Genomic DNA, 16,805 nt, shown 5'->3' on the forward strand with positions numbered 1-16,805 from the left:
TTTTAGCGGCCGTACTGCCCGTAGGTCGAGCCCGGCCCGGATCCCTGGCCGGGACCGTACGCATCGTAAGGGACAGCCGAACCGTACGGCGTGATGCCCGCACGGCCCGTGGGAACAATAACTTTGCCCAGCGGCATCAGGGAAATCGGCACCATTTTGAGATTCGCAATGCCCAGCGGGATGCCAATGATGCTGAGGAACATCGGAATAGCCGTCATGATGTGCCCGGCGGCGATCCAAATTCCGGCCACCACCAGCCAGATCACGTTGCCCACAGTGGAGAAAAATCCCGGGGCGCCGCCTCGGTCCACCACCGTTCGTCCGAAGGGCCAGAACGCGTAAGCCGCGATCCGGAAAGAAGCAATGCCGAACGGGATGGTCACGATCAGCGCGCAGCACACGATGCCGGCCAGCACATAGCCCAGGGCCAGCCAGATGCCGCCGAACAATAGCCAGATGATGTTCAGGATGAGGTTCATCGTCTCATTGTGGTGCACACTCCCGTGCGGCACCATGCTTCACGGCCGTGGCTGGCGGCGGTTCGGGCCGCTGCAACTAGACTGGGTGCATGTTGCCAATCAATGATGATGCCGGAACACCCGCCGCCAAGCCCGTCGAACTGACTGCCAACCAATGCTGGGATTACATCCGCAGCGCGGAGATCGGCCGGCTGGCCGTCATCACCGACGCGCATCCCGAGATTTTCCCGATCAACTTTGTCGTGGACCGCGGGTCCGTTGTTTTCCGGACCGCTGAAGGAACCAAGCTTCGGGCAGCCCTGGAAGGCAGCGCTGTCGCTTTCGAAGTGGACGGTTACGATGACAACCTCGGCTTCGCCTGGAGCGTTGTCCTGAAGGGATCCGCCGTACGGCTGGAGTCCATCGAGGAAGTCCTCGCCTCGGATGAACTCCCCCTGTTCCCCTGGCAGTCCGGGGAAAAGAACCACTTCATGCGGATCGAGCCGGCAGAGACCAGCGGCCGCAGTTTCCGAATCAACAGCGCTGCCCGCAGGCATTACCTGCGCGGAGCCAATCCGCAGCCTTCGATCGAGTAAGAAACAGTTCAGCGAGTTAGGACACCGTGAGCAGTACAGCAGACATGGACAACACCGTCATTCGCTTTCCAGGGCTGGCCTCCGCCTCCTGGGGAAAGAACAACGGCCGGGTCAAGGAGCTCGCGGCAGGAGCGGGGTGGCGCCTGAGCATTGCGTCCATCGACAAGCCCGGCGCCTTCACCGCGTTCCCGGGAATGGACCGGATCACGGTGCCGGTGGAGGGAGAACTGCTGGTCCTTTCCGTGGACGGCGTGGAACACGGCATGGAGAAATTCCGTCCTTTCCGGTACTCCGGCGACTCTCCGGCCGAGGCCGCTCTGCCCACCGGTCCGGTGACCGTCCTGAACACGCTGGCGGACCGGAACACCACCGGTGCTGCCGTGATGGTGGCAGAGCTGTCCAAGAAGAACCCGCAAACCCTCGGCGAAGGCCAGTTCCTGGTGCTGCTGCACGGAAGCGCCACGGTCACCGCAGCGGACGGTTCCTCGGCGGCGCTGGAGCCGCTGGACGCCGTGGCCGGGGATGCGGAGCGTCCCGCGGTGCTGGGACGCGGGTTTGCCGCCGTCGTATCCTTTTACGAGCTGGACTAGGGCCGGAGCCCTTTAAAAGCCAAAAAGGCGCCTGCTTCCCGAAGGAAGCAGGCGCCTTTTTGTGCTTTAGAGCTGAACCCTAGCGGGACCGGCGCTCATTGGAGGCCGGAGCCGTGGCACGGCGCGGGCCTGCGCCGCGGGCGGGACGGCCGGCACCGGAAGGTGCCTGTCCGCGTGTTCCGGCCGCGGGGCGGCCGGATGCTGCGCCCTCGCCTCCGGCACGCTGGCCGGTGGCCGGGCGGCGGTTGCGGCCCTGTGCGGTGGCAGCAGCAGCTGCTCCGCGGCGTCCGTCCTGGGTGCGCTGGGCGCGGGGTGCGTCGGGCGTGAAGTCGTTGCGGTCACGCTCGCTGCGGTCGCTGCGCTCAGCCGAAACGCGTCCGCGGCCGCCTGATCCGCCCCGGCCGCCGGCACGGGGTGCGGTGGTGGAACGGGCAGCGCGCTTGCGCTGGGCATTGGCGCCGGTGGAGCGGCCGCCGCCCTGCTGCGGGGACTTCGACGCCAGTTGGGCGGCGCGCACATGCGGCTCCACAACAGCGGCTCGGTCACCGATCAGCTTGGCGATGGACGGAGAATTGTGCGAAACCTTTTCAATGGAGACGTCAACGCCTGCAGCCTTCATCAGCTTGGACACTTCGCTCTTCTGCTCCGGCAGGGTCAGCGTGACGACGGTTCCGGAAGAACCGGCGCGTGCCGTACGGCCTGAACGGTGCAGGTATGCCTTGTGTTCCGTGGGCGGGTCGATGTGGACAACCAGCTCAACGTCATCCACATGCACGCCGCGGGCTGCGACGTCGGTGGCTACGAGTACGCGCACGTCACCGGAGGAGAATTCCGCCAGGTTCCGGTCGCGGGCGTTCTGGGACAGGTTGCCGTGCAGGTCAACGGTGGGAATTCCGCTGTCCGTCAGGAACTTGGCCATCTTGCGGGCGTGGTGCTTGGTTCGCATGAACATGATGCGCCGGCCGGAGCCTGAGGCCAGTTCCTTGACGAGCAGCTTCTTGGCCGTCTGGTCCTGGACCAGCAGCACGTGGTGGTCCATGGTGGACACCGCTGCCTGCGGCTCATCAACGGAGTGTGTCAGCGGGTTGGACAGGTAGCGGCGGACGATCTTGTCCACGCCGTTGTCCAGCGTCGCGGAGAACAGCATGCGCTGTCCCTTTTCAGGAGTGCGGTCCAGCAGGCGCTGCACAACCGGCAGGAATCCAAGATCAGCCATGTGGTCGGCTTCATCGAGCACAGTGATTTCAATGGATTCCAGGCTGATGACCTTCTGCTTCATCAGGTCTTCAAGCCGGCCGGGGCAGGCAATGACAATGTCAACGCCGGCCTTGAGTGCCTTTTCCTGGCGCTGCTGGGAGACGCCGCCGTAAATAACGGTGGTGGTCAGGCCCAGTTCCTTGGCGAGCGGCTCAATCACGTTGTTGATCTGTGTGGCCAGTTCGCGGGTAGGTGCCAGGACCAGCCCAAGCGGGCGGTTGGGCTTGCGGCGGTAAGCCGCTTCAGCCTCGGCCAGCCGGGTAACCAGCGGAAGTGAGAAAGCGAGGGTCTTGCCGGAGCCTGTGCGGCCACGGCCGAGCACGTCGCGGCCCTTAAGTGTGTCGGGAAGGGTTTCAACCTGAATCGGGAATGCTTCGTCAATTCCGGAAGCGGAGAGGGAGGAAACCAGAGCCTTGGGTACACCAAGGGCAGCAAAAGTAGTCATTAAAAGACAAGCAACTTTCGGTAAGTGGCCCCCAAAACCGTATGGCGCCGGGGGTTCGCCGAAGAAAAGTCAGACAGTGTCCAGTGGCTCGGCCGCAAGGGGCCGGCGGGACAAAAGAAAGCGTTCTATCGACGCAGGTTGCGCTGCTTACACACGCGCTTTGAGGCGCGGCAGTCACAACAACTTCGTCCAGTTTACCGGTTTGTTCCCAGTTTCCTAATCGGCGGCTCAGCGCAGGGCCTCGGAACCGTCCCAAACCGGCCGGTTCCGGCCCGGCGGAGGGCTGCGAACGAGCCGCTGCGCAGCCGATAACATTAACAGTGATGACTACTGAACCAGCCCTGCCCGATGCCGGCTCCCTGAACGCTGAAGATCCGGCGGATGCCGGCGTGCCGGATGAAACCGGAGACGCCCGGCACTTCCGCTCGCCGGTCTCCTTTGTCCGCCGCGGATCCCGCCTCCAGGGCCGCCGCCAGCAGGCCTGGGACGAGCTGTCGGACCAGTTTGTCATTGACGTCCCCCGCGCCGAAGCGGACACCTCGGTGGATCCGGAGTACGTGTTCGACGCCGCCGCGGAGTTTGGGCGGTCCGCTCCCCTGGTGGTGGAAATCGGTTCCGGCTTGGGCGAAGCCGTCACGCACGCCGCAGAACAGAACCCGGACAAGAACTACCTCGCGGTGGAGGTTTACCTTCCCGGCCTGGCCCAGACCCTGCAGCGCATTGGCCAGAAGGAACTCACCAATGTCCGCGTGGTGCAAGCCAATGCTCCCGAGGTCCTGACCACTATGCTTCCGGCCGGTTCAGTGGACGAGGTCTGGGTCTTCTTCCCCGACCCCTGGCACAAGACCCGCCACCACAAGCGCCGCATGGTCAAGGACGAGTTCGCCGAGCTGGTGGCCCGCGTCCTGGTGCCCGGCGGCATTTGGCGCCTGGCGACCGACTGGTCCGACTACGCGGTCCAGATGCGTGAAGTACTGGACGCTTCGGCCCGGTTTGAAAACCTGCACGACGGCGAGCGCGCCGGCGAAGACAGCCCGCTGACGCGCGTCAACCGGGAGGGGCTGGAAAAGAAGGCGCCGGTGAACGACGTCGACACCCGGGGCGGGTGGGCGCCGCGCTTTGACGGCCGCACCCTGACCAGTTTCGAGAACAAAGCCCACCAGGCCGGGCGCCTGATCTTCGACCTCACCTACCGCAAGGCATGATTCCCATGACAGAACCCAATGATGCCCGCGTCGGCCTCTACATAGACTTCGACAACATTGTCATCTCGCGATACCAGCAGCTGCACGGCCGCAATGCCTTCCAGCGCGACGGCATCCGCAACTTTGACAAGTTCAGCCGCGACGCGGATCCCGAGATTGCAGCCAAGCTGACCGCGGCAACCGTCGATTTCAACGCCATTATCGACTTCGCCGCGTCCTTCGGCACGCTCGTCGTCAACCGCGCCTATGCCGACTGGTCCGTTCCGGTCAATGCCAGCTACCAGCGCCAGCTCATGTCCCGCGCGGTGGACCTGACCCAGCTGTTCACCACCACCACGAGGGGCACCAAAAACGGTGCGGACATCCGCCTTGCCGTTGACGTGGTGGAGGACCTCTTCCGCCTGCCGGACCTCACGCACGTCATTATCGTGGCCGGAGATTCCGATTACATCGCACTGGCGCAGAAGTCCAAGCGGCTCGGCCGCTTTGTGGTGGGCATCGGCGTCGCCGGATCCACCAGCACGTCCCTCGCCGCAGCATGTGATGAATTCGAAGACTACGATTCGCTGCCGGGCATCGACAAGGGTGCTGCAGCCGCTGCCGCGGCGGACCGCCCCGCAGCAGGCGGGAAGCTTCCCCAGCCTGCGGAAGTCCAGCCCGAGCCGGTCTCCGGCAAGACCCGGATTCTCACCACGATCCCCATGTTCTCCGACGCCGGTGACATCCAGCTCGACGAGCCGGAGGAACCCGAGGACATCGATCCGCAGACCATCGCCACGGAACTGCTCCTCCGGGCACTGCAGATCGGCCACGCCAAGGGCGATGCTGACGAGTGGCTCAATACCGGCACCATCAAGAACCAGATGCGCCGGATGGATCCCTCCTTCAACGAGAAGCCGCTCGGTTACCGGTCCTTCACGGACTTCCTCGCCTCGCACAGCGATCTGGTGGAGCTGGAGGAAAGCGGACCGCAGCGCCTCATCCGCCTGCGGCCGGACGCGGATACTCCGAAGCGCTGATTTATCGGCTCCTGCCCCATTGCGCATCTGCGCATCGGAGACTTCGGGCAGGCGTTGTTTGCCATGGCGGCAAAAGGACTTTGCCGGCGGCAGGTCCCCGATGCATGCTTCAGTAATGGAACACAGAAATCACCACGCCGCGGACTCCGCCGAACCGGTTGAGCCCGGCATGACCCCGCCAAAGACGCCGGAAGCAATCAGGTCCTTCTGGGACCAGCGCTACACCGAAAAGCCCGCACTCTGGAGCGGACAGCCCAACGCCGTCTTGGTGGGCGAGGCGAGCGGGATGCAGCCCGGCAGGGTATTGGACGTTGGCTGCGGGGAGGGCGCCGACGCCGTGTGGCTGGCGGAGCAGGGCTGGGACGTCACGGCGCTGGAGGTCTCCCGGGTGGCTCTCGACCGGGCCGCCCGGCAGGCCGGGCAGCGGGGCGTTACCGTCCGGTGGCTGCACTCCGGCCTGGTGGAGGCGGCCCTTCCCCCGGCCTCCTTTGACCTGGTATCGGCGCAGTATCCGGCGCTGCTGCGCACCGGGACAAACGCAGCCGAAAGAGCCCTCCTTAATGCCGTGGCTCCCGGAGGCGTGCTCCTCATGGTGCACCATCCGCTGCCCACACCTGAGGAAGCTCAAAAGCACGGTGTCGATCTCCGCGACTACGTGGGCCTTAGGGACGTGGCGGACCTGCTGGACGGCAACTGGCGCATCGAGCTGGACGAGACCCGCCCCCGGCATGTGTCCACCGGAGCGGGCTCCCACCACACCGAGGACGTCATCCTGCGGGCACGCCGCCTGAGCTGAGCAACAGTCTCCGTTGATTAGCGGCCCCGCTCATCGTCCCAGGGAACCTTGACAGGCCGGACGGGCGGTCGACAGCATGAAGGAACCGTGACTTCCATTCCCAGTTCCGCAACTCGGTCGGCCGGCTCCGCCGGCACCTCAGAGGTGTTGGCAGCTGCGCGGTCCGTCACTAAAAGCTATGCCGGGAAGCCTGCCCTGCGCGGGGTCAGCCTGGACATCCGGGCCGGAGAAGCTCTGGGGCTGCTCGGCCCCAACGGCGCAGGAAAGTCCACCCTGCTGAACCTGCTGTGCGGGATCCGTACCCCGGAAGCTGGAACGGTGGAGCTCTTTGGCCGCAATCCCCGTGAGCCTGCCGCGCGGCGGCAGCTTGGAACAACACCCCAGGCAACGTCGGTGCCGCCCACGCTGCGGGTACGGGAAACGGTGGACTTTGTTGCTGCCCACTATGAACATCCGGTACCGGCGCCCCAGCTGCTGGCCGAATTCGGGCTCACGCACATTGCAGACAAGCAATGCGGCGGGCTCTCGGGCGGCCAGCAGCGCCGGCTGCTGGTGGCACTTGCGTTGGTGGGCCGGCCACGGCTGGTCATCCTGGACGAACCCACCACCGGGCTGGATGTCGAGGCACGCGAAAACCTCTGGGAGCGGCTGGGCCAGTACCGGCGGGACGGCGGCACACTGCTGGTGACCAGCCATTACCTGGAAGAGATCCAGGCCCTCTCCGGAAGGGTGGCGGTTCTGGACAACGGAGAGGTGGTTGCTGACGGAACCGTGGACCAGATCCGCAGCCGGGTCTCCGTCAGCAGGGTGTCATTCCACACCGACCGTCCGCCGTCGTGGTTTGAATCCCTGCCTGAAAGCGCAGGGGCCACCGCCGGGGCGGACGGCTCAGTGACGGTGCTGAGCCGGGACTCGGATGCAACGGTACGGCGCCTGGTCCGTGACAACGTTCCGTTTTCCCGGCTGGAGGTCCACACGGCCAGCCTCGAAGAGGCATTCCTGTCCCTGACGCATCTGGGTGCCGGCATGCGGGAACCCGCTGCCGAGGAGGAGCCATGAGTACGGCCGCTTTGGTCCGCGCGCACACCAAGGCTCAGGTGCTGGAACAGCTGCGCATCCCGATTTCCGTCATCTCGTCGACGCTTTTCCCCACTCTGGCCCTGGTCTTCTTTGTCCTTCCGCAGCAGGCAGTGACCTCCAACCCCGTGGCCTCGCTGATCGCCGTCGCGCAGCTGGCGCTCTTTGGCGTGATGAGTTCGTTCCTGTTCAACTACGGCATCGGTGTTGCCGAGGACCGCGCCAATCCGTGGAGCAGCTACGTGCGGACGCTGCCGGCCGGCGCCGTCCCGCCAACTGTGGCCCGGGCACTGACGGCCATGCTGTTTGCGTTCTTTTCCCTGATTCCGGTGATGCTGGTGGGCATGTTCACCACGTCGGCGCTGGACGCTTTCAGGTCAGGCGCGCTGTCCTGGTGGCGGGTGCCGGCTGCCATGCTGGCGTGGCTGGCCTGCGGGCTGCCGTTCCTGTTTTTGGGCCTGCTGATCGGCTATCTGTGCACCTCGAAGGTCGCAATCGCCGTGACCCAGGTGGTGTTCTTTCCGCTCGCTTTTGCCGGCGGGCTGATGCTTCCTCCGGAGCTGTTCAGTTCCGGGCTGAACAGTTTTTCCCTGTTCCTGCCCACCCGGGCTGCCCGCGACCTTTCAGTGGCGGTCTTTGCCGGTCAGCCGCTGAGCACGGCGGCAATCCCCTGCCTCGTCGCCTGGACGCTGGTGCTGGGAGCCCTGGCTGTGTGGGCCAACCGGCGGGACCAGGGGCGGCGTTTCCGTTAGGCGCCGGGACCTGCCGTATCCGTGCCTAGAGCGATTGCACGTAGCCGTCGTCGGCGTAGTCCATGGCATCCTTCTTGCCGGCCGGAAGCGCCCGCAGCCTGCCCCGCCGCTGCACCAGGGAGGCCAGGCTCAGCTGGGTCCCGAACGGCCTCGACGCCGGCGGACGCTGTCCGCGGGTCAGGGTCACGACGTCGCCGGCCAGACCCGCGGCGAACACCCGGCTGCGGTCGGGAGTGCGCTGCTGGACCGCGTCCAGCTCGGCTGAGAGTTCATCAATCCGGGCGCGGAGCCCGGACACCTGGTTTTCCAGCTGCATGATGCGCTTGATGCCCTCCAGCGAGACACCCTCCTGGGACAGGCGCTGAACCTCGCGCAGCATGTCGATGTCATGCTGCGAATAGCGCCGGGACCTCCCGGGAGCGCGGCTCGGACAGACAATGCCCAGCCGGTCATACTGCCGCAGTGTCTGCGGATGCATGTCAGCCAGTTCTGCGGCAACGGAGATCACAAAGATAGGCGCGTTGACGTCTATTCCCATTGTTCCTCCTTGACAGCTGTTGAAGTAGTAACCATAGCCCGGTTCGGCTCCCGCGGCACGGGAAACCGGACCTCGAATCCGTCAGCTACAGGCGGGCCTTGGATGCCAGCCCGGCGCGGGGATCCTCGCCCTTGGTGGCATCGGCAAAAGCCTCAACCGCAGCCTTCGCTTCCTTATTGAGATGTGACGGAACGGCGACGTCGACCGTCACCAGGAGATCGCCGTTGCCTTTGGACGTCTGCACGCCGCGTCCCTTGACCCGCAGGGTGCGCCCCGACGGCGTACCGGCAGGAACCTTCAGCTTCACGGTCTCCGAGGTCAGTGTCGGCACCTCGATGGTGGCGCCGAGTGCGGCCTCGGGGAAGCTGACCGGAACATGGATGCGGATGTTGTTGCCGTCCCGGACAAAGAAATCATGCGGGGTGACGTTTACGGTGACCATCAGGTCGCCGTTGCCTGCGGCACCGGGCTGGCCCTTGCCGCGGACCCGGATCTTCTGGCCGTCCTTGACTCCGGCAGGCACCCGGACTTCCACCACTTCACCGCTGGGCTCCCGCAGCCCGATGACGGTGCCGTTAATCGACCCGGCAAAGGAGATGGTGGTGCTGGCCGTGCGGTCGGCGCCCTTCTGCGGCGGAGCGGAACCAAACCCGCCGCCGAAGCCTCCGCCGCCAAACAGGTCGGCGAACTCCGGCGGAATGTTGCTGCCGCCGGTGCTGTAGCTGGTGCGGCGGCCGCCTCCGGGACGCGCTCCCTGACCAAACAGTCCGCCAAAGAGATCCTCGAAACCGGCTCCTCCTGAGGGGCCTGCGCCGCCGGGGCCGCCCGCGGAGAACCGTGCACCGCTGCCCATCGCGCGGATGGCGTCATACTGCTGGCGCTCCTCGGCGTCCGAAAGCACCGAGTACGCTTCCGAAAGATCCTTGAACATCCGCTCAGCCGAGGGGTCGTCCTGGTTCTGGTCCGGGTGATACTTGCGCGCCAGCTTCCGATACGCCTTCTTGATATCGGCTTCCGACGCGTCCTTGGGGACGCCCAGAATCTTGTAAAAATCCTTATCGACCCAATCCTGACTAGCCAATTGGCGTCCCCTTCCTCGGTTTTACTGCTCCCGCCCGCAACCCGCGGGTTGCGGACCGGACATGCACTGCTGAATAAGAAGTACCCGGGGCCGCCGTGAGACGGCCCCGGGTACCCGTTTCCTACTGCTCCGGAACGGAGACGATAACCTGCGCCGCCCGCAGAACCCTGTCGTTGGCCTTGTAGCCGGCCCGCAGAATCTGCGTCACAGTATCGAACTGCACGTCCGCGCTTTGCTGCTGGATCAACGCTTCGTGGATGTTCGGGTCAAATTCAACCCCCACCTCGTCAATCCGGGTCAGCCCGTAAGACTTCAGCGTGTTTTCCAGTTTGTTGGCGATTGAGGCAAACGGCCCCTCCACCAAGTCACCGTGCTGGCGTGCTGCGTCGATGTCATCCAGGACCGGCATCACGGAGTTCATTACTCCGATGACTGCCATTTCCCGGGCGACGTCGCGGTCACGCTCCACCCGCTTGCGGTAGTTGACGTATTCCGCCTGGAGCCGCAGCAGGTCATTGCGCAGTTCCACGGCTTCCGGTGATCCGGCAGCGGAGGGCTGCGGCGGAACATCGGCGCTGTTGAGGATCTGCTCGGCCTGCGCCAGGGCGTCGCCGTCGGCGCCGCCCTCAGGCTGCGGTGTTTCCTCGGATGCCGCCGACGCAGGGTCCGTCGCTTCGGAGTCCGCCGGCACCTGGCCGGCGGCTTCCTGCTCTTCGCCGTTCGGCTTGTCGTTGGGGAACTCGTTACCAGCCGTCATGATTACTTCTTGTCTTCGTCGTCGACAACCTCGGCGTCAACGATGTCCTCGTCGCCGGCGGAGGATCCGCCGGCTGCGCCTGCGTCACCGGCACCGGCACCGCCTGCGGCACCTGCAGCGCCTTCAGACTGGGCCTGAGCGTAAATGGCTTCGCCCAGCTTGGTCTGCGAGGACTGCAGCTTCTCGAACGCCGACTTTACTTCGTCGTCGTTCTCGGTGCCTTCGAGTGCCTTCTTCAGCGCGTCAACGTCGCCCTTGACCTCGGTCTTGACGTCTTCGGGCAGCTTGTCGTCGTTGTCCGTGAGGAGCTTGTCCACGGAGTAGGCCAGCTGCTCGGCGGAGTTGCGGACGTCCGCAGCCTCGCGGCGCTTCTTGTCCTCCGCTGCGTGCTCTTCGGCTTCGCGGACCATGCGGTCGATGTCTTCCTTGGAGAGGGAAGAACCGCCCGTGATGGTCATGGACTGCTCGGCGCCGGTGCCCTTGTCCTTGGCGGACACGTGCACAATGCCGTTGGCATCGATATCGAAGGTGACCTCAACCTGCGGGACGCCGCGAGGAGCCGGAGCAATGCCGGTCAGCTCGAAGGTGCCCAGCGGCTTGTTGTCGCGGGTGAACTCGCGCTCACCCTGGAAGACCTGAATGGCCACGGACGGCTGGTTGTCATCCGCCGTGGTGAAGGTCTCGCTGCGCTTGGTGGGGATGGCCGTGTTGCGCTCGATCAGCTTGGTCATCACACCGCCCTTGGTTTCGATGCCCAGGGACAGCGGGGTGACGTCGATCAGCAGAACGTCCTTGCGCTCACCCTTCAGCACACCGGCCTGCAGGGCGGCGCCAACGGCCACAACCTCATCCGGGTTCACGCCCTTGTTGGGCTCCTGGCCGCCGGCCAGTTCCTTCACCAGTTCGGACACGGCCGGCATACGGGTGGAACCGCCAACGAGGATGATGTGGTCGATGTCCGCAACCTTGATGCCGGCTTCGGAGATGACGTCCTTGAACGGCTTCTTGGTGCGGTCCAGCAGGTCCTTGGTCAGGTCCTGGAACTTGGCACGGGAAAGGTGCTCATCCAGGTGGACCGGGCCTTCGGGGGTGACCGAGAGGTACTGCAGGGAGATGTTGGTGGAAGTCGCGGAGGAGAGTTCCTTCTTGGCCTGCTCGGCAGCTTCCTTCAGGCGCTGCAGGGCGATCTTGTCCTTGGACAGGTCAGCACCCTTGGCCTTGGCCTGGCTCAGCAGGTAATCCACAATGCGCTGGTCCCAGTCGTCGCCGCCGAGACGGTTGTCACCGGCGGTGGCGCGCACCTGAATGGTGGAGAAGCCGTCTTCATCCTTGCCGACTTCGAGCAGGGAGACGTCGAAGGTTCCGCCGCCGAGGTCGAAGACCAGGATGAGTTCGTCTTCCTTGCCCTTGTCCAGTCCGTAGGCCAGAGCTGCGGCGGTGGGCTCGTTGACAATGCGCAGGACGTTCAGGCCGGCGATCTCGCCGGCTTCCTTGGTGGCCTGGCGCTCGGCGTCGTTGAAGTACGCGGGGACGGTGATCACGGCGTCCGTGACCTTCTCACCCAGGTACGATTCGGCGTCGGACTTCAGCTTCTGCAGGATGCGGGCGGAGATTTCCTGGGCGGTGTACTTCTTGCCGTCAATGTCCACGTTCCAGTCGGTGCCCATGTGGCGCTTGACGGAGGAAATGGTGCGGTCAATGTTGTTCACGGCCTGGCGCTTGGCGATTTCGCCTACCAGGACCTCGCCGGACTTGGCGAAAGCAACAACCGAAGGGGTGGTGCGGCCGCCCTCTGCGTTGGCGATAACCGTGGGCTCGCCGCCTTCCAGGACAGAGACAACCGAGTTCGTGGTTCCAAGGTCAATACCTACTGCACGTGACATATTTGCTTCCTCTTTCCGTGGCAAACTGCGCCGGGAGGGCCAGGCACTCCCGCAGCGCGTCTTGAGCGTTCTGCACTCAACTTTACTCAGGACGCGTTCTTTGTCAACAAAGTTGAGTCGAACCGACTCAACTTCTGAGAGGTGGTCCGGACAGCTGAACGGCTCCGGGCCGGGAGAACAGCAAATAAGCCAACAGGGCCAGCCCCCAGAGCAGGAACAGCGGATCCCACAGCCAGGCGTGTCCGGCCATCGCCGGGAAGTTGTATCCGCCGGCGGGCACAATCCATCCCGCGAGCACCAGGTTGCTGACCACGGTGTTGGCACCGCCGTAGAGCACCAGGAGTACTGCGCCTGCCCAGCTCAGACGCCGCCACAGCTTTTCCCGGCCCAGCCGCCCGTACTCAACAGCCACCGGAATCACGGCGGCCGCCGCCTTGGCGAGGACAACCAGCCCCAGGCCGAGCCCGGTAAGCAGCGGTGATGCCGAGGAGATCCGCACGGCCTCCGTGCCCACGGTGTCCAGCAGCCAGTGCCCGCCAAGCGCCCAGTAACCGCTGAATGAGGCATGCACCAGACCCGCTGCGCACGCCGTCCACACGCACACGCGCTGCCGGCGCTCCCGCGATGCCTCCATCTCAGCCCTCCGGCCGCAGCCCCGGGGCGTCAGCCCAGAGACCATCGTCCCGAACGGGAAAGCCCCGGCACAAGGGTCCCCGGGAATCTCCGGCCGCAGACACACGCAGCAATCTCCCGCCAATACGTCATCCGGTCCGCGTATTCTCCTCCTATGGCTCCGGAACAGTATTCGCACGGCCACCACTCCAGCGTGGTGGGGGCCCATGCGGTCCGCACGGCCGCCGACTCGGCAGCGTATCTGCTCCCCTACCTTGAGCCGGGCATGGCCCTGCTGGATGTGGGCTGCGGCCCGGGCAGCATCACCGCGGACCTGGCCAACCTGCTGGACCCGGGAACGGTCATCGGGCTGGACCAGTCCGAAGACGTGGTTGCGCAGGCCCGGAAGCTGACTGCGTCCCGGGGTCTGGCGAACGTGGAGTTTGCGGCAGGCAACGTGTACGACCTGGATTTTCCCGATGCGGCGTTCGATGTCGTTCACGCCCACCAGGTCCTCCAGCACCTCGCCGATCCCGTGGCCGCGCTGCGCGAAATGCGGCGGGTCACCCGGCCAGGCGGAATCGTGGCCATCCGGGACGCGGATTTCCGCGGGATGAGCTGGTACCCGGAACTTCCGGAGCTCTCCGAATGGATGGACGTCTATCAGCGCATAGCCCGCGGCAATGCCGCCCAGCCCGACGCCGGCCGCCGCCTGGTCTCGTGGACCCTCGAGGCAGGTTTCACCGAATTTGTTCCATCCGCCTCCAACTGGCTGTACGCCACCGAGGACCGGCGCACCTGGTTCGGTGAAGGATGGGCGGAGCGCGTGCTGCACTCGGCGTTTGCTGATCAAGCGCTGGACCGGGAACTCACGGACAGGGACGGACTTGAACGGATGGCGGCCGGCTGGCGGCGCTGGGCCTCGGCAGCGGACGGATGGTTCCTGCTCCCCTCCGGGGAAATTATCGCCTGGGCCTGACCATGCGGGCGCCCGCAGCCGGTCCAGGGCAGGTGCGGCGCTGGGTAGGCTTGGGGAATGTACCGAATCATCACGGTCTGCACCGGAAATATCTGCCGCTCCCCCATGGCCCAGTTCTGTCTGGCCCGCGCCTTTGAAGAAGCCGGGCTCGGGTCCGAAGTCTCGGTGGATTCCGCCGGAGTCACCGCCTGGGAAGCAGGCAACCCCATGGACCCCCGTGCCGTGGAGGAACTCCTCTCCCACGGCTATGATGCAGAGCAGGCGCGCCGTTTTCGCGCCCGCGAGTTCGAGGAGGAGTGGTTCGAGGACCGTGACCTGGTGCTGGCCATGGACTTTGGACACCTTCGCCGGCTCCGGGAGCTGGCCGCCGATCGCCCGGACCGCGATAAAATCCGGCTGATCCGCAGCTTCGATCCCGCCTCGGCGGCCCTTCCCCCGGAGGAACAGGGCATCGAAGATCCCTGGTACGGGGACATGACGGACTTTGATTCCTCCTACGCCATGATCCAGGCGTCCCTGCCCGGCGTGGTGCAGCATGTCCGGACAGCCCTTGAAGCTGCCTCCGGGCCATCGTGACGTTTTTCCAGGCGGCGGCCGCCACCACGGCCGCTTCCCTGACGCTGCCCGTCCTCATCGCCATCGACGGCTTTTCCGGTGCCGGGAAAACCACGCTCGCCACAGAACTGGCAGCGGCATTGCGTGCCCACCACACCGTTTCCCTGTTCCATCTCGAGGATGTTTACCCCGGCTGGGACGGCCTCGCGGACGGAATCACCTATTTCAGTGAGCATGTGGCCGCTCCCCTGGCCGCGGGACGCACGGCCCACTGGCAGCAGTGGGACTGGGTGGCCGGCCGCTACGGGGAGCAGCGCACAACCGAACCGGCGGAGATCGTCATTTTTGAGGGCGTCGGGTCCTCCGCAGCTGCAGTGCGCCACCTGCTCGACGCCGCCGTATGGGTTGATGCGCCCGCAGGACTGCGCCGCGAGCAGGCACTGGCACGCGACGGTGACACCTATACCCCGCACTGGGAAAGGTGGGCTGCGCAGGAACGGTCCTGGGCGTCGGACGATCCGGCGCCCGGCCGCGCGGACATCACGGTTGACCGGCAGCACGCCTCCGGAACTCCGCGGGCCGCCGCCGGTTACGTCCTGCGTGCCCTCGGCGGGTTCGCGCTGCCCAGACTCCAGCCGACCTGGCCCGGCGGCAATGCCGCGGGCGCTGAAACCGTCCGGGTGGAACGGCTGGATACCTGGGTGGATCCCGAGCAGCTGTTCGGGGAACTTTTTGGTTCGGCTTCCCGCTCTGTGTGGCTGGACAGCTCCAGTGCGGGCGCGGGGTTCGAGGCTCCGGGGTTCGAGACGCCGGGGCCACGGAACGCAGCGTCCGGCGCCGCCCATATTGCCTCCCGCAGCCGCTTCAGCATCATGGCTGACGACGGCGGCCCGCTGGGCAGGTACGCGGAGCACCGCAACGCAGTCACCACCGTTGTTTCGGGGCCGGTGACCCTTTCCCGTCCCGGCGCCTTCTTTCCGTGGCTCGATTCGGTCTGGGGCTCAGCCCGGGCCACGGTCCCGGCGGACTATCCCTGCGGCTTTGCCCTGGGCTGGCTCGGGTTCCTGGGGTACGGACTCAAGCGTGAAACCGGCGGAACACAAAATCCTGCCGGCCCCGGAGCCGATACTCGTCCCGAGGCTGCGCCTGATGCTGCCTTGATTTTCGCGGGCCGGGCAGTGGTGCTGGACCATGAGCAGCAGTGCCTCTACGTCTTAGCCCTGACGGACGACGGATCCGGCAGCGGTTCCGTCGGAGACCAAGCCGGCGGCGAATGGACCGACCGGGTCCGGCGGGCAGCGCAAAGTGCTGCCGCCGCCCGGCCCGGAGCATCTCCGGGTGCGGTGCCCGCCGGCCTGCAGTTCTCCGTCCGGGATCACCGGAGCTCCTACCTGGCCAAGGTTCGTTCCGCCCAGACGGAAATCAGCGACGGAAACTCGTACGAGGTATGCCTGACCACCGCTCTGACCGCCCGGCTTAGCGCGCCCCTGGCAGCACCAGACATCCTGGCCGTGTACCGGGAACTTCGGCAGCGCAATCCGGCTCCGTTCGCATCGCTGCTGCGTTTTGGCGGCTATGCCCTGGCAGGCACCTCGCCGGAGCGCTTCCTGTCCTTCACCGGAGCCGGTGCGCTGCGGGCCGAACCGATCAAGGGGACCCGGCCGCGCGGAGCCACGGAACGGGAAGACCGGGCGCTGGAAGCTGATCTGGTCTCTTCATCCAAGGACCGTGCGGAAAACATCATGATTGTGGACCTGCTGCGCAACGACCTCTCCCGCTTCGCCGTTCCGGGGTCCGTCACCGTTCCCCGGCTCTGCGCGGTGGAAAGCTACGCCACCGTCCACCAGCTGGTGAGCACGGTGGACGCCCAGCTGCTCCCCGGAGCCTCCCGCGCCGAAGCCGTTGCCGCTGCCTTTCCGCCCGGATCAATGACCGGTGCACCGAAAATCAGCACCATGGACATCCTGGACCGGCTGGAGGGAGCTCCGCGCGGCGCCTATTCCGGCGCCGTCGGCTGGTTTTCCCTCACCGGCGCGGCGGACCTGTCCGTGGTGATCCGGACCCTGGAGATCCGGGATTCGTCCCTGACTCTGGGCGTGGGCGGAGCGGTCACGGCGGATTCGGATCCGGCAGCGGAATGGGACGAGGTCCGGGCAAAGGCCTTTGGGGTGCTGAGCGCGCTGGGGGCGGCGTTTCCGCAGTAGC

At 65.7% G+C, this 16,805-nt stretch carries 17 protein-coding genes; 10 read left to right on the forward strand and 7 right to left on the reverse strand.

Going from position 1 to position 16,805, the window contains the following annotated elements; genetic code table 11:
* Window positions 1-2: 2 nt before the first annotated feature.
* Window positions 3-479: a YccF domain-containing protein gene (locus tag AC4D2Q_RS03445; protein WP_490944968.1), complete on the reverse strand. Its 477-nt coding sequence runs from the start codon at window positions 477-479 to the stop codon at window positions 3-5.
* 89 nt (window positions 480-568) lie between these two features.
* Here AC4D2Q_RS03445 and AC4D2Q_RS03450 point away from each other — a divergent pair, with 89 nt between their 5' ends.
* Window positions 569-1,054, forward strand: coding sequence for a pyridoxamine 5'-phosphate oxidase family protein (locus tag AC4D2Q_RS03450; protein WP_490944969.1), 486 nt, complete (start codon window positions 569-571; stop codon window positions 1,052-1,054).
* Window positions 1,055-1,080: 26 nt separating this feature from the next.
* Window positions 1,081-1,644, forward strand: coding sequence for a HutD/Ves family protein (locus AC4D2Q_RS03455; protein ID WP_490944971.1), 564 nt, complete (start codon window positions 1,081-1,083; stop codon window positions 1,642-1,644).
* 79 nt (window positions 1,645-1,723) lie between these two features.
* Here the strand turns inward: AC4D2Q_RS03455 and AC4D2Q_RS03460 are convergent, their stop codons facing one another.
* A complete protein-coding gene (locus AC4D2Q_RS03460; RefSeq protein WP_490944974.1) occupies window positions 1,724-3,346 on the reverse strand; it encodes a DEAD/DEAH box helicase in 1,623 nt (540 codons plus the stop codon).
* 323 nt (window positions 3,347-3,669) lie between these two features.
* Between AC4D2Q_RS03460 and trmB the strand changes: the two genes are divergently transcribed.
* The 5 genes from trmB (at window position 3,670) to AC4D2Q_RS03485 (ending at window position 8,195) form a co-directional block, all read left to right on the forward strand.
* Window positions 3,670-4,551 (forward strand): tRNA (guanosine(46)-N7)-methyltransferase TrmB, encoded by an 882-nt coding sequence (gene trmB, locus AC4D2Q_RS03465; RefSeq protein WP_490926194.1) that lies wholly within the window; start codon window positions 3,670-3,672, stop codon window positions 4,549-4,551.
* 5 nt (window positions 4,552-4,556) lie between these two features.
* The gene (locus AC4D2Q_RS03470; protein ID WP_490944976.1) at window positions 4,557-5,570 is read left to right on the forward strand and encodes an NYN domain-containing protein; all 1,014 of its coding nucleotides are present in this window, start codon (window positions 4,557-4,559) and stop codon (window positions 5,568-5,570) included.
* A gap of 115 nt (window positions 5,571-5,685) precedes the next feature.
* Window positions 5,686-6,366 carry a class I SAM-dependent methyltransferase gene (locus tag AC4D2Q_RS03475; protein WP_490944977.1) on the forward strand — a complete coding sequence of 227 codons (681 nt, stop codon included), beginning with the start codon at window positions 5,686-5,688 and terminating at the stop codon, window positions 6,364-6,366.
* Between the two features lie 87 nt (window positions 6,367-6,453).
* Window positions 6,454-7,425, forward strand: coding sequence for an ABC transporter ATP-binding protein (locus AC4D2Q_RS03480; RefSeq protein WP_490944978.1), 972 nt, complete (start codon window positions 6,454-6,456; stop codon window positions 7,423-7,425).
* Window positions 7,422-8,195, forward strand: a complete 774-nt coding sequence (locus AC4D2Q_RS03485) for an ABC transporter permease (protein ID WP_490944979.1) — start codon at window positions 7,422-7,424, stop codon at window positions 8,193-8,195. Before AC4D2Q_RS03480 ends, AC4D2Q_RS03485 begins: the two co-directional genes overlap by 4 nt.
* A 25-nt stretch (window positions 8,196-8,220) precedes the next feature.
* On the opposite strand, the gene AC4D2Q_RS03490 is transcribed toward AC4D2Q_RS03485, so the two are convergent.
* From AC4D2Q_RS03490 to AC4D2Q_RS03510, 5 genes are all read right to left on the reverse strand, one after another.
* Complete coding sequence (locus tag AC4D2Q_RS03490; protein ID WP_490944980.1) at window positions 8,221-8,733, reverse strand: heat shock protein transcriptional repressor HspR; 513 nt, start codon at window positions 8,731-8,733, stop codon at window positions 8,221-8,223.
* A gap of 85 nt (window positions 8,734-8,818) precedes the next feature.
* Window positions 8,819-9,814 (reverse strand): DnaJ C-terminal domain-containing protein, encoded by a 996-nt coding sequence (locus tag AC4D2Q_RS03495; RefSeq protein WP_490944982.1) that lies wholly within the window; start codon window positions 9,812-9,814, stop codon window positions 8,819-8,821.
* A gap of 121 nt (window positions 9,815-9,935) precedes the next feature.
* Complete coding sequence (locus AC4D2Q_RS03500; protein ID WP_490944983.1) at window positions 9,936-10,571, reverse strand: nucleotide exchange factor GrpE; 636 nt, start codon at window positions 10,569-10,571, stop codon at window positions 9,936-9,938.
* A 2-nt stretch (window positions 10,572-10,573) separates the two neighbouring features.
* Complete coding sequence (dnaK, locus tag AC4D2Q_RS03505; RefSeq protein ID WP_490926185.1) at window positions 10,574-12,454, reverse strand: molecular chaperone DnaK; 1,881 nt, start codon at window positions 12,452-12,454, stop codon at window positions 10,574-10,576.
* Window positions 12,455-12,581: 127 nt separating this feature from the next.
* Window positions 12,582-13,088, reverse strand: coding sequence for a DUF3995 domain-containing protein (locus tag AC4D2Q_RS03510; RefSeq protein ID WP_490944984.1), 507 nt, complete (start codon window positions 13,086-13,088; stop codon window positions 12,582-12,584).
* 153 nt (window positions 13,089-13,241) lie between these two features.
* Between AC4D2Q_RS03510 and AC4D2Q_RS03515 the strand changes: the two genes are divergently transcribed.
* The 3 genes from AC4D2Q_RS03515 to pabB are packed head-to-tail and all read left to right on the forward strand — an operon-like array spanning window position 13,242 to window position 16,804.
* The gene (locus tag AC4D2Q_RS03515; protein ID WP_490944985.1) at window positions 13,242-14,045 is read left to right on the forward strand and encodes a class I SAM-dependent methyltransferase; all 804 of its coding nucleotides are present in this window, start codon (window positions 13,242-13,244) and stop codon (window positions 14,043-14,045) included.
* Between the two features lie 57 nt (window positions 14,046-14,102).
* Window positions 14,103-14,621, forward strand: coding sequence for a low molecular weight protein-tyrosine-phosphatase (locus tag AC4D2Q_RS03520; RefSeq protein ID WP_490944986.1), 519 nt, complete (start codon window positions 14,103-14,105; stop codon window positions 14,619-14,621).
* Complete coding sequence (pabB, locus tag AC4D2Q_RS03525) at window positions 14,618-16,804, forward strand: aminodeoxychorismate synthase component I (protein WP_490944988.1); 2,187 nt, start codon at window positions 14,618-14,620, stop codon at window positions 16,802-16,804. Before AC4D2Q_RS03520 ends, pabB begins: the two co-directional genes overlap by 4 nt.
* The last annotated feature ends 1 nt before the right edge of the window (window position 16,805 follow it).

Source organism: Arthrobacter sp. TJ-178 (genome assembly GCF_058269275.1).